We start from the raw sequence: 12,944 nt of genomic DNA, 5'->3' as shown, positions 1-12,944 counted from the left end.
CGAGAAGGTTAATATAATTTTAATTCAACGTTTTGGAGTGCCGTAATGAAATTCTCAACAGATACTGTGATCATGATTGCTATTTACCTTTCTTCAGCGATTATTTCGCTTTATGTTTTGAAAATAATCTAAATTTAGTTTCTTCAAGCTAGCGCTATGTTATTGATAAATAATAGCGCTTTCTCCTTTGTAAATTTTTTGTTTAAAAATAAGGTGAGATAAGTTAAATTATCAACAAAGAACAAGAATAACATAAAGGATTTCCCACGATGAGCTCGTCAGTTCTTATTTGTGATGACTCAAACCTTGCCCGTAAACAAGTACTTCGCTCACTTCCTGAGCAATGGCAAGTTAATATCCAAACCGCTACTAATGGCCGAGAAGCATTAACTTTGTTACGAAATAACGATGTTGATGTGCTGTTTCTTGATTTAACCATGCCTGATATTGATGGGGTAGGTGTACTGCAGGGAATTCAAAAGTTAAACCTTGATACTGCTGTATTTGTTATCTCGGCTGATATCCAGCCAGAAATGCAAAGTAAAGTATTGCAATTAGGAGCAAAAGCGTTTTTGAGGAAGCCAGTAAACGCTGAGGTACTCGCCTCGAATTTACAAGAACATGGATATATATGAGTGCATTTAATTTAAATGACGACCAGCAAGATTGCCTACAGGAGTTAATCAATGTTGCGATGGGGCAGGCCAGTGATCAGCTTGCCCGCTATTTGGACACTTTTGTTGATTTAAGAGTGCCAAGTATTGAGCAGGTTGATGCCAGCTCTTTGTCGATCACGTTAAATGATAAAACACTTGCTTCAGCGATTGTTAGCCAAGGCTTTTTTGGTTATGAAGGTATTCGCGGCGAAGCGTTATTGGTCTACCAGTCGCAAGATTCTTTGCAAATAGCTGATTTACTTGGTTATGAACCTGGCGAGCTGAGTGATGAAGAGCAACTCATCGATATTAGCTCCATCTTAACAACGACGTTTTTGAATGTTTTTGCTTCGCAAATCGACAATCAAATGTCTTATAGTGCGCCACGTTTACTATCAGCATCGCGCAATCCTTTGGTTGAACACGTTGAGAACTTGTCGTTTAGTTGGGACCTAGCATTAAAAGTTAAAATTACTTATCGCGTGACCGACTTTTCATTTAATTGCGACATGATATTACTGATCCCTGAATCAGCGATTATCAATATTAAATCAGTATTAGACCGCATATTGTCGGAGTTCTAATGACCTTTAGTTTCTGTGAAAAAGTAACAGATCAACTCAACTCAGGTATTTTAGTACTTGATTTAGAGAATCGCATCGTGTTTTGGAATAATTTTATGGCGATCCACGCCAATAAAAAGCTAGCCGATGTTTTTGAAATGTCTGTTTATGATGTTTTTCCAGAGCTACCGAGGCGTTGGTTTGAACGCAAGCTTGAAGGTGTTAAACAGCTCAACTCTCCATCGTTTTGCTCTTGGGAGCAACGCCACCATTTATTCGAATTACCGCATACTCGGCCAATAACCACAGACAGCCATTACATGGCCCAGAACATTACATTTACGCCAGTAACCGATAACGGCGAATTAAATCATATTTGTATTTTGATTGAAGACGTTACAGATGTTTGTCATTACCAAACAATGCTGAGAAAGACGCTTGACGAGCTAGCAATGGCAAACCGCATTGATGGTTTAACCCAAATCTTTAACCGCAAACATTGGGAAGAGTGTTTAGGTCAGGAATTTTCTCGGGCACGCCGCTATGACGCTGATTTAGCCTTGATCATGTTTGATTTAGACCACTTCAAACGACTCAATGATACTTATGGCCACCAATGTGGTGACACCGTTTTAATTGAAACTTCGAAATCAATTGATGAGCTAATTCGTATTTCTGATACGTTTGGCCGTTATGGCGGTGAAGAATTCGCCGTTATTTTGCCGGAAACTGGGGTTGTTGGTGCGCTTGACGTTGCAGAGAAAATTCGTCAACGCATAGAAGACATATCCATCCTATACAAAGATACGCCGATCAATATCACCGCTAGTATCGGCATTGCAACATTATGCGATGAAGATTATCGTTATGAAGATTTGATTTCAAAAGCCGATCAAGCGCTTTACCAAGCCAAGGACAATGGCCGCAACCAAGTTTCCGTTTATCAAAATATGATAGCTTGCGTGTAAATTTTCACTCGTTATTTCATTTTTACACACCACATAACTTATAACTTTTTATTTGAATTAAAGTATTGACTCTAGAGATTTTCTCAGGCAGTTTAAAGTTATGCGTATATTTAATAGCCGAATTACCACAACCACGATCACCATTCTCTCAATTGAGAAGATGGTCATAGGCTGACGCGTAAAAAAAATAATTTTTATAAAGCCCGTGACCAAAAGTTACGGGCTTTTTCGTTTTAGAAGGGGAATAACATGCGAGTGCTGAAATTTGGTGGTTCATCGTTGGCAAATGCCAATCGATTTTTAGAAGTCGCCAAAATTATCACAGATAAAGCGCAGCAAGGAGCCATCGCCGTGGTGGTTTCTGCGCCACAAGGGATCACCAACCACTTGGTTTACTTAGCCGACAACATTGCTAGTAAAACCGCGATCGATCAAGGATTAGGCCAGTTTCAGCAAGCATCAACCGATATCATTAACGCATTGTCAAACCAGTTAAGTGGTTTTGATGGCGATAAAGTCAAAGCGCATGTTAGTGATCTAGTCGGCCAGCTCGACCGCTATTTAGAAGGGGCTCACTTGCTGGCATACTGCCCTGAACATATTAATGCGAGAATTATTAGTCTTGGTGAGCGGGTTAGCGTATCACTGCTTGAAGGGGTGTTAACAGCGCAACAATATCAAGTAAGTACTATCGCGCCTGAAAAATTCCTCTTTACTAACAACGCTTCGCTCAACGCAGTTGCCGATCTGGCGAAAAGTAAAGCTCAGTATGCTGAGCACTACAGTGAGTTGTCGGGCATCGGCTTAATGCCTGGGTTTATTGGCACGAGCGCTGATGGCCAGTTAACGACGCTTGGCCGCAATGGTTCTGATTATTCGGCAGCGGTTTTAGCTGTTTGTGCCAAAGCTGATGCTTGTGAGATTTGGACAGATGTCAGCGGTGTTTACAACGCTGATCCTAGAGCTATCCCTTCGGCTACAGTGTTAGATTATTTATCGTATCAAGAGGCAATGGAGCTCTCTTATTTTGGCGCTAAAGTACTGCATCCAAAAACGATCGGGCCACTGGCTCAACACCATATAAAGTGTTACATCAAAAACACGGCAAAACCAGACGCCAAAGGTACGTTAATTGGCAATGAACGCTCAAAAGGTGACTCGGTAAAAGCGATTTCAAACCTCGACGATTTAACCATGATCAATGTTTCTGGCCCCGGTATGAAAGGCATGGTTGGTATGGCGAGTCGAGTCTTTGCCGCGATGAGCCAAGCCAATATTTCAACGGTAATGATCTCTCAATCATCGAGCGAGTACTGTATTAGTTTTTGTGTTCATAGCGCCGATGCCAAACGCGCTAAGAAAAGCCTACAACAAGCCTTTGAACTTGAGCTGTTCAATGGCTTACTCGAGCCAATTCAATTACAACAAAAACTGTCAATCATCTCACTGATTGGCGATGGTATGCAGCAGCAACAAGGCGTTGCCGCCAAGTTATTTAGTTCATTAGCGCAAGCGCGGGTCAATGTTATCGCCATTGCCCAAGATTCATCAGAGCGCAGTATTTCTGTGGTCATTGAAGAGCGCAAAGCAACCGATGCGATTAAAGTTTGTCACCAAAACTTTTTCTCTCATCATCAATCAATCGACGTCTTTTTAGTCGGCTGCGGTGTGGTCGGTAGTGAACTTATCGATCAAATTGCGCGTCAGCAAGGTGCACTAGCAGAGCAAAATATCGATCTGAGTGTCTATGGTATCGCTAACTCAAAAGGCATGGCACTGCAAAGCGGCGGTATTGATTTGAATAACTGGCAGGCATTTATCGAAGCACCAAGCCAGCGCGTGGCTTTAACCGTTGAAGAAATCAAAAATTTCGTCCGTGAAAACCACCTGATCAACCCTGTATTGGTTGACTGTACGTCTAATGAAGCATTGGCGATGAGTTATGTTGAATACTTAGAACAAGGCTTTCACGTGGTCACGCCAAATAAAAAGGCAAACACTGATTCGTGGCAGTATTACCAAGCATTGCGCACAGCAGCCCAGCACACCAAGCGTCGCTTTTTATATGAAACAACCGTTGGTGCAGGCTTGCCGGTAATTGATACATTGCAAAGCCTGTTTCGCGCCGGTGACAAATTGCATCAGTTTCAAGGTGTTTTATCAGGTTCGCTATCGTATATTTTTGGTAAGCTAGACGAGGGGATGTCGATTTCACAAGCTACGGCAATCGCGAAAGAAAACGGTTTTACAGAGCCAGATCCTCGCGATGATTTAAGTGGCATGGACGTCGCGCGCAAACTGCTTATTTTGGCACGTGAAGCCGGCATGGCGCTGGAGCTCAGTGATATTGAAATTGAGCCGGTACTACCGAGCGATTTTAACGCGCAGGGCAGTGTCACGGAATTTATGAATAACCTAGTTCAAATTGATGAGTATTACGCCAATAAAGTCTCACAAGCAAAATCTGAGGGTAAGGTGTTGCGTTACATCGGCAATATTATTGATGGTAAATGCAAGGTGTCAATTGAAGCGGTTGATGGTACTCATCCGTTAAGCGCAATTAAAGACGGTGAGAACGCGTTGGCAATTCACAGTCGTTATTATCAGCCAATCCCATTTGTTTTACGTGGCTACGGCGCAGGCGCAGCTGTAACGGCGGCAGGTGTATTTGGTGATTTATTAAGAACATTAGCATGGGAGCAGGTCAGCTAATGAAAATAGAAGTTTTTGCCCCAGCATCAATCGGCAATGTCAGTATTGGTTTTGATGTTTTAGGGTTAGCAGTAAAGCCGGCTGATGGCACTTTACTCGGTGATGTCGTGGCAATTGAGTCGGCGCAAGAAAATCAGTTAAGTGTCATTGGTGAATTTGCCAGTAAGTTGCCAAGTGATGCTGAGCAAAATATCGTTTGGCACTGTTTGCAATTGTTTAACCACAGACTGCTTAGCGGTGGGGGGAAGGTACAAGCTGTGCATCTTACCTTAGATAAAAAAATGCCTGTAGGCAGTGGCTTAGGCTCAAGTGCTTGTTCAGTAGTTGCAGCTCTTGTGGCGTTAAACAAATTTTACAAAGCACCGTTTAATGACGATGAACTACTCAAAATGATGGGTGAGATGGAGGCGCAAATTAGCGGTAGCCTGCATTATGATAACGTTGCGCCTTGTTTTTTAGGTGGCTTGCAATTAATGCTACCAACCACAGATAAAGTAACGACGACCCTACCTAGCTTTGATAATCATTACTACATTATGGCGTATCCGGGCATTGAGGTTTCAACTAAGGCCGCCCGAGAAGTATTACCTGAGCAATATTCTCGCGCTCAAGTTATTGAATATGGTCAAATTTTAGCGTCGTTTGTGGATGCTTGCTATCGTCAAGACGAAGCTCAGGTGTTCAGCCATTTTGAAGATGTTATCGCCGAACCTTATCGCAAGCATTTATTGCCTGGCTTTGAGCAAGCGCGAGATTATTTACTAGCACAAGGTGGATTAGCTGTTGGCATTTCTGGCTCGGGGCCAACCTTATTCTGTATTTGTAACGATCAGCAAACCGCTAATGAGTTGGCTTGTTGGTTAAAAGAAAACTATTTGAAAACGTCGTTGGGCTTTGTCCATGTCTGCAAGGCAGATCTCGATGGCGCACGCGTAATCAATTAAGGGAAAGATTTTGAAATACTATAATTTAAAAGACAATACTGAACAGGTCAGTTTTTCGCAGGCGGTGAAACAAGGATTAGGTCGAAACCAAGGGTTATTTTTTCCTGAGTATATTCCAACGCTCGATAATATCGATGCTCTACTTGAAATGGGATTGGTTGAGCGCAGTGTTGAAGTGTTAGCGCCATTTGTTGAAGGTGATTTAACCAAAGAAGCGCTTTATCAAGTGGTTGAAAGTGCCTTTAATTTTCCCGCTAAAGTCAACCAGGTGTCAGATAAAGTGTCTTCGCTAGAGTTGTATCATGGGCCAACACTTGCCTTTAAAGATTTTGGTGCACGTTTTATGGCACAGTGTTTGTCGCGTTTTACTGATGGCGAAAAAATCACGATTTTAACCGCTACCTCAGGTGATACTGGCGCGGCAGTGGCTCATGCCTTTCATGGCTTAGACAACATCGAAGTTGTTATTCTTTACCCGAAGGGCAAAATTAGCTTACTTCAAGAAAAGATGTTCACGACCTTGGGCGGGAATATTCGTACCATTGCCATCGAAGGCTCATTTGATGATTGCCAAGCCATGGTTAAACAAGCATTTGATGATAAAGAATTGGCTAAGGCGATTGGCTTAAATTCGGCAAACTCAATTAATATCAGCCGATTACTGGCGCAAATCTGTTATTACTTTGAGGCCTTAGCGCAACTAAAAGCGCAAGGTGAAACGCGCAATGTGGTACTGTCAGTGCCCAGTGGTAACTTTGGCAACCTAACGGCAGCCATGCTTGCAAAAGCTTTAGGTTTACCCATTTCGCGCTTTGTTGCTGCGACTAATGCCAATGATACTGTACCGCGCTATTTGAAAACAGGGCAGTGGTCGCCAAATAAAACAGTAGCAACCATTTCCAACGCGATGGATGTTTCTAATCCCAATAACTGGCCTCGTATTGAGTTTATGCTTGAGCAACAAATCATTGACCGAGCGACACTGAGCTCAAAAACTATTGATGAAGAGCAAACGCAATCAGCAGTGATCGCGTTAAATCAAATGGGCTATTTAAGTGAGCCACATGGCGCTGTTGCCTATAAAGCTATGGTTAATGAATTAGCCGATGACGAAATCGGTTTGTTTTTAGGCACGGCTCATCCAGCGAAATTTAAAGAGGTTGTGGAGAGTATTTTAGGTCGCCCGTTAGCCTTACCTAAAGAACTTGCCGATTGTGCAGGTGAGCAGATTTTATCAATTGATATGGCGCCTGATTTTGATCAATTAAGAGCGTTTTTACTTGCTTAGTAAGCTAAAGTACAGGTTTCGGAAAGCAGAGCTTAATTGGCTCTGCTTTTTTATTGCTGATTGTTTTTGCCAGCACCAAGTTGCGATGGATAGATTTTTGGGGTCAGAGTTCGCTAACTCTGACCCCAAGTATATTAGATATTATTTAAAATAAATGATCATCTCGGCGGCGCTGCAGTGGCAGTCAAAACCACACAAAATACAGTCATAACCGTTTTTGCTATCTTCATGCCATTTGTCAGGATGCTCTTGAACTAGCTCACCACCGCATTTGGTGAAGTATTTTACTGCGCTATTGCCCGGGCTTTGCATCCATAAATGACTGACACCCGCTTTTGCACCTTGGGCTTTTAGCGCCTGAATAGAGTCTTTTAATAATCTTGAGCCGATACCGTAGCCGCGGTAATTTTCATCGACGGTCTTGCATTTAAAGTAGCTAACGTCACTAGGTTCGACTTGCCATTGACTCGGCGTCGACCATTGATCGATATGCCATTGTCCTGCGCTGTAGGTAATGCGAAAGCCGACGAGCTTGTCATTGTCTAACGCGACAAAATTGGCATTAATACCGTTTTTAATCCCCTTTTCAAACCATTCTTTAATATTGGTTTGATTTAAGTAACCATCGCCGTGAACATGATTGCCAAGCGCGATGATTTGCTCAAAGTCCTCGCTTGTCATCTCACGATAAATAATTGTTTTTTTAGTCGTCACGTTCACAACCTTAATGCGGATCTATGAAAAACGTGGCATAGTTTGCCATTATTTCTCAGTTTTTTCAGTAATTAGTAGCAAAACCTTATGTACGATCCTCTCCACCATACCACGCCAGGTGTTAACGAACCTTATCCAGATAGTTATTGGGCTAGTGTTTCAGGGCAAGCACCTCAAGATGATGGCCAATTAACCACAGATATTGATGTTGATGTTTGTATTATTGGCGCGGGTTATACTGGCCTGTCAACGGCACTACATTTAGCAAAAGAGCACGGGATCAAAGCTACTGTTGTTGAGGCGAATCAAACGGCATGGGGTTGTAGTGGTCGCAATGCTGGTTTTATTTTAAAAACTTCTGGCCGAAAGTCGTTCTCACAAATGAAAGCGCAGTGGGGCGAAGAAGTGATGCGTGGGATTTACTGCGAAATGCAGCAAGGGGTTGAAACGGTCAACGCGTTAATTGGCCAAGGTATTGACTGCGATCGCCAGCCTAATGGCTATATTAAAGTTGCGCATAAAGCCAATAAAATGAAAGAGTTGGTTGACCTAGCCAAGCTTCAGCAAGAGATGTTTGGTTATGATGTGCAAATTTTGTCGAAAGACGAATTACATAACAACTACATGGCCGATCAAAACGCTTATGGCGCGATTCGTTACCAAGACGGTTTTGGTTTAAATCCATTAAAACTCGCTTGGGGTTATCAGCGTCTTGCTCGTGAAGCCGGCGTTAAAATTTATTCCGGCACAACGGTTGAAGGTTGGCGAGAAGAAAACACTCAACAAGTATTACAAACACCGAAAGCGACCATTCGCGCTAAAAAAGTGGTGATTGCGACTAATGGCTACACACCAAAAGGCTTTCACTCGTTTGTTGCTGGAAGAACATTACCGGTGTTATCACAAATTATCGTGACAGAGCCACTTAGTGACGAGCAAATAGCTGCCTGTAATTTAATTAGCTCAAATGTGGTAATGGATACGCGAGCGCTGAAATATTACTACCGCAAATTACCAGATAATCGTTTGCTATTTGGTGGCCGTGGCGCAATTAGTGGTAAAGATGCCGAAGATCCATTTTATGCTAATCGTTTGTTGTCGGTGTTAAAAACTAGCTTTCCTGCGTTGCAAAATATCAACTATCAATATGCATGGGCGGGCTGGATTTCAGTGGCGCTTGACGACTTACCTCACATTTACCAGAACCCACAGCAAAACGTCTTTTATTCGATGGGTTATTGTGGCGCAGGGGTCTCGTTTTCGGTGCAAGCAGGTAAGCGTTTAGCGCAGAAAGTTGCCGAGCAAGTGGTGCCTGATCTGCCACTGTATCAAAAGCATTTGCCGAAATTCCCGTTTGCGCCATTTCGTCGCGTAGGGCAGTGGGGTTATTTTCATTACGGCCAATTTAAAGATACGTATTTGTAGAGAAAAGGCTGTAACGCGATAAGGCTTTAACGTTTTAATACTTTATAGCCTTAGAGCTTTACTTTTTTCTATCTCTGAGATTCCCGACTAAAACACTACGGGTATGACGACTTCTCTCGCGTTATCGCATTCCAGCCTTCAAGCTTTATAGCCTGATACCTCTGAGATTCCCGACTAAAACACTACGGGAATGACGCATTCTTTTGCTTTCTCGCCTTTTAGCTTTCAAGCTTTATCGCCTGCTATCTCTGAGATTCCCGACTAAAACAATACGGGAATGACGCTTTCTATTGCCTTCTCGAGTTTCAACCTTCAAGCTTTACCGTTTTAATTGACTACGTTAGTTGCAATACCTTGCTGGTAGTCTGCAATGTTCTTTGCCAATAAGGTTAATAATCGTTGTTGAGCCTCGAAACTTGCCCACGCCATATGGGCGGTAATGGTTATATTTTTAAGGCGATTATCAAGTAGCGGATGATCAGATGGCGGCGGCTCTTGCTCCAAGACATCGACAATCGCATGAGCAATGGTATTTGATTTTAGTGCTTGTGCTAAATCAAGACTATTGACGATTCCGCCTCGCGCTGTATTAATCAGGACGGCGTTAGGTTTCATTTGTTCAAATACCGTTTGATTAAAAAGTCCTGTTGTCTCTGATGTTTGTGGACAGTGTAAGCTAACAATATCTGATCTCGATAACATATCCTCAAAACTCACTCTATCGGCTCTGAGCACCGATGCGTTTGGCCGCTCGGCAACTAACACTTGCATACCAAAAGCGTGAGCAAGCCTTGCAACGGCTTGACCTAAGCTACCGTAACCTAAAATACCGAAGGTTTTACCACTAAGCTCTGTCATACCTTGACCGTGAACACAAAAGGTCGGGCTTTGTTGCCATGTTTGATTGGTTGTCACTTGGTTGTGTGACGCTAAGCGGCAGTAATAATTTAATAGTTGTGCCATAACGTACTGGCTAACGGCTTGTTTGGCATAGCCGCTAACATTTGTCACGGTAATACCTAATCGGCGTGCGGCGACTAGATCAACATTATTCGTACCTGTTGCACTAATACAAATCAGTTTTAGCTCAGGCAACTTACTCAGTATTGACTCGGTTAATATCACTTTGTTGGTGATGATTATCTGCGCATCTTTAGCGCGTTCAATAATTTCATCTGGTTGGGTTAACGGGTAATAAGTGAGCGTATCAACAACCTGTTCAATTGCCTCGAACGTGATGGTTGGATGAAAAGTTTGGCTATCTAAAAATACGGCGCGCATTAAACTTCACGGGCGAATAAATGATGCTGTAAGTGTCGCTCGGTTCATTAAACTTGTAAAGTCTGCCAGTCATAGCTTTTTACAACTTTTCGATTGACCAAAATCTGACTGCTTGTGTAAGGTGGTATGGATAACAAAACACATCGTTTAACAATAACAATTAAAAGTGAATTTTATGAAATTTAACAAGCTTTTTAGTGCGATGATCCTATCAGGCGCATTGGTTGCCTGTGGTGAGAGCACAACTAAAACGGAAACTGTTGAGCAATCAGTTGAACAAACAAAACAAACCAGTGCATCGAGCTTACCGGCGGATGTGCAAGCGGCAAAAGACTTGTTACTGGCAAAGTGGACTGGGCCATATCAAGGCGTACCCGCTTTTGATAAAGTCGAATTAAAAGGTTTAGTGCCTGCGCTAGAAGAAGCGATGGCAATGCAATTAGCTGAAATTGATGCTATTGCCAATAACTCAGCGCCAGCTACCTTTGAAAATACCATTGTTGAAATGGAGCGTTCAGGTCAGGCACTCGATCGCATTTTTACCTACTGGGGTATTTGGAGCGCTAATGTTTCTAGCCCTGAGTTTCGTGAAATTCAAAAAGAAATGAGCCCGAAGCTGTCGGCTTTTTTCTCTAAAATCACTCAAAATGAGAAACTGTTTGATCGTATTTCAACGGTATACAAAGGCGATGAATTCAAAACTTTACGCAAAGATCAACAGCGCGTAACCTGGCTAACGTACAATTCTTTTGCTCAAAATGGTGCAACATTAAACGCCGAAGATAAAAAGCGTTACGCTGACATTAATCAGCGTTTGGCGCAATTACACACCCAGTTTTCAAATAACGTATTAGCCGATGAAGAAAACTACGTATTGTTTTTAGATGATAGCCAATTAGCCGGATTACCTGAATCTGTGATCAAGGCCGCGGCAGGTGCAGCTCAAACACGTGGTGAAAAAGGTAAGTATGCAATTACTAATACGCGTTCATCAATGGATCCTTTCTTAACCTACTCTGACGATCGCAAGTTGCGCCAAAAAGTATGGGAAACCTACTACAACCGCGGTGATAACGGTGATGAGTTTGATAACAATGAGATCATCAAAGAAATCTTGAAATTGCGTCACGAGCGCGTTGGTTTATTAGGATATAAAAACTATGCTTCTTGGCGCTTAGAAGATCGCATGGCAAAAACGCCTGAAAATGCGATGAAGCTGATGGAGCAAGTGTGGCCAGCAGCTATCGCGCGTGTTGATGAAGAAGTTGCTGATATGTTGGCGCTTGGCAAAGCGCTACACGGTATTGAAAAAATTGAGCCGTGGGATTACCGCTACTACGCCGAAAAAGTGCGCAAACAAAAATACGACTTAGATTCAGATGAAGTGAAGCAGTACTTACAATTAGACAAACTGCGTGAAGCCATGTTCTATGTTGCGGGACGCCTGTTTAACTTTAGCTTTAAGCCGGTTGCCGAAGGTTCTGTACCTGTTTTCCACGAAGATGTGAAAGTATGGGAAGTGACCGATAAAACGTCTGGTGAGCACATTGGTTTGTGGTATTTAGATCCGTTCTCGCGTACAGGTAAGCGCTCAGGTGCATGGGCGACAACTTACCGCAGCTTCACCACCTTTGATGGTAAAACGAACGTGTTGTCATCAAACAACTCAAACTTTGTTAAAGGCGCTGATGGCGAACCAACATTGATTTCATGGGATGATGCTGAAACCTATTTCCACGAATTTGGCCACGCTTTGCACTTCTTAGCGTCAAATGTTGCTTACCCAACACTTAACGGTGGTGTGCGTGACTACACGGAATTTCAATCACAGTTACTCGAGCGTTGGTTAACCACTGACGAAGTGATTGACAACTATTTAGTACATTACAAAACAGGCGAGCCAATCCCTGATGCGTTAGTCGCTAAAATCAAAGAAGCGGCAACGTTTAATGAAGGTTTCAAAACGACAGAATACCTAGCATCTGCTCTGATCGATATGAAGCTCCATACAACAGATCCAACTAACATTGATCCAGATGCATTTGAACGCGATACCTTAAAAGCGATGAATATGCCAGACTCTATTGTGATGCGTCACAGAACGCCACATTTTGGTCATGTATTCTCAGGAGAGGGCTATTCAGCCGCTTATTATGGTTATATGTGGGCCGAGGTGTTAACGTCGGATGCTGCTGAAGCGTTTGCTGAAGCACCAGGTGGGTTTTATGATAAAGAAGTAGCCGGCAAGCTTGTTGAGCATTTATTTAGTGTTCGCAACGCCGTTGACCCTGCAGAAGCTTATCGCGCCTTTAGGGGGCGAGATGCTAAAGTAGATGCATTAATGCGAGATCGCGGTTTCCCGGTACCTAAACAATAGTTTAGTCACTAGGTGA

10 protein-coding genes are annotated in these 12,944 nt (G+C 42.8%); 8 read left to right on the top strand and 2 right to left on the bottom strand.

From position 1 onward, the window contains the following. Positions 1-269: 269 nt before the first annotated feature. From LP316_RS15765 to thrC, 6 genes are all read left to right on the top strand, one after another. On the top strand, positions 270-635 hold the full coding sequence (locus tag LP316_RS15765) for a response regulator (RefSeq protein ID WP_193022055.1): 366 nt from the start codon (positions 270-272) through the stop codon (positions 633-635). Further along, on the top strand, positions 632-1,240 hold the full coding sequence (locus tag LP316_RS15760) for a chemotaxis protein (RefSeq protein WP_193022054.1): 609 nt from the start codon (positions 632-634) through the stop codon (positions 1,238-1,240). Before LP316_RS15765 ends, LP316_RS15760 begins: the two co-directional genes overlap by 4 nt. Next, the gene (locus LP316_RS15755; protein WP_193022053.1) at positions 1,240-2,187 is read left to right on the top strand and encodes a GGDEF domain-containing protein; all 948 of its coding nucleotides are present in this window, start codon (positions 1,240-1,242) and stop codon (positions 2,185-2,187) included. The genes LP316_RS15760 and LP316_RS15755 overlap by 1 nt, the downstream gene beginning before the upstream one ends. A 249-nt stretch (positions 2,188-2,436) precedes the next feature. After that, complete coding sequence (thrA, locus tag LP316_RS15750; protein WP_193022052.1) at positions 2,437-4,899, top strand: bifunctional aspartate kinase/homoserine dehydrogenase I; 2,463 nt, start codon at positions 2,437-2,439, stop codon at positions 4,897-4,899. Further along, a complete protein-coding gene (gene thrB, locus LP316_RS15745; protein WP_193022051.1) occupies positions 4,899-5,843 on the top strand; it encodes a homoserine kinase in 945 nt (314 codons plus the stop codon). Before thrA ends, thrB begins: the two co-directional genes overlap by 1 nt. A 10-nt stretch (positions 5,844-5,853) precedes the next feature. After that, positions 5,854-7,131, top strand: coding sequence for a threonine synthase (gene thrC, locus LP316_RS15740; protein ID WP_193022050.1), 1,278 nt, complete (start codon positions 5,854-5,856; stop codon positions 7,129-7,131). A 141-nt stretch (positions 7,132-7,272) separates the two neighbouring features. Here the strand turns inward: thrC and LP316_RS15735 are convergent, their stop codons facing one another. Further along, entirely contained in the window at positions 7,273-7,812 is a 540-nt protein-coding gene (locus LP316_RS15735; RefSeq protein WP_193023926.1) for a GNAT family N-acetyltransferase, read from the bottom strand. Between the two features lie 120 nt (positions 7,813-7,932). On the opposite strand from LP316_RS15735, the gene LP316_RS15730 reads away from it, so the two are divergent. Beyond that, a complete protein-coding gene (locus tag LP316_RS15730; protein ID WP_193022049.1) occupies positions 7,933-9,270 on the top strand; it encodes an NAD(P)/FAD-dependent oxidoreductase in 1,338 nt (445 codons plus the stop codon). 327 nt (positions 9,271-9,597) lie between these two features. Here LP316_RS15730 and LP316_RS15725 read toward each other — a convergent pair whose 3' ends face one another. Beyond that, a complete protein-coding gene (locus LP316_RS15725; RefSeq protein WP_193022048.1) occupies positions 9,598-10,551 on the bottom strand; it encodes a D-2-hydroxyacid dehydrogenase in 954 nt (317 codons plus the stop codon). Between the two features lie 175 nt (positions 10,552-10,726). Here LP316_RS15725 and LP316_RS15720 point away from each other — a divergent pair, with 175 nt between their 5' ends. Then, the gene (locus LP316_RS15720) at positions 10,727-12,928 is read left to right on the top strand and encodes a M3 family metallopeptidase (protein WP_193022047.1); all 2,202 of its coding nucleotides are present in this window, start codon (positions 10,727-10,729) and stop codon (positions 12,926-12,928) included. The last annotated feature ends 16 nt before the right edge of the window (positions 12,929-12,944 follow it).

Origin of the sequence: Thalassotalea sp. LPB0316 (genome assembly GCF_014898095.1) — a bacterium.
GTDB lineage: Bacteria > Pseudomonadota > Gammaproteobacteria > Enterobacterales > Alteromonadaceae > Thalassotalea_G.
The sequence above is the reverse complement of the archived record's forward strand: the minus strand, read 5'-3'. Positions and strand labels throughout refer to the sequence as shown.

Excerpts from the sequence above, each read along its gene's own strand:
- LP316_RS15765 (WP_193022055.1), top strand. The coding sequence starts at position 270 with ATGAGCTCGTCAGTTCTTATTTGTGATGACTCAAACCTTGCCCGTAAA.
- LP316_RS15760 (WP_193022054.1), top strand. The coding sequence starts at position 632 with ATGAGTGCATTTAATTTAAATGACGACCAGCAAGATTGCCTACAGGAG.
- LP316_RS15755 (WP_193022053.1), top strand. The coding sequence starts at position 1,240 with ATGACCTTTAGTTTCTGTGAAAAAGTAACAGATCAACTCAACTCAGGT.
- thrA (WP_193022052.1), top strand. The coding sequence starts at position 2,437 with ATGCGAGTGCTGAAATTTGGTGGTTCATCGTTGGCAAATGCCAATCGA.
- thrB (WP_193022051.1), top strand. The coding sequence starts at position 4,899 with ATGAAAATAGAAGTTTTTGCCCCAGCATCAATCGGCAATGTCAGTATT.
- LP316_RS15735 (WP_193023926.1), bottom strand. The coding sequence starts at position 7,812 with ATGACAAGCGAGGACTTTGAGCAAATCATCGCGCTTGGCAATCATGTT.
- LP316_RS15730 (WP_193022049.1), top strand. The coding sequence starts at position 7,933 with ATGTACGATCCTCTCCACCATACCACGCCAGGTGTTAACGAACCTTAT.
- LP316_RS15725 (WP_193022048.1), bottom strand. The coding sequence starts at position 10,551 with ATGCGCGCCGTATTTTTAGATAGCCAAACTTTTCATCCAACCATCACG.
- LP316_RS15720 (WP_193022047.1), top strand. The coding sequence starts at position 10,727 with ATGAAATTTAACAAGCTTTTTAGTGCGATGATCCTATCAGGCGCATTG.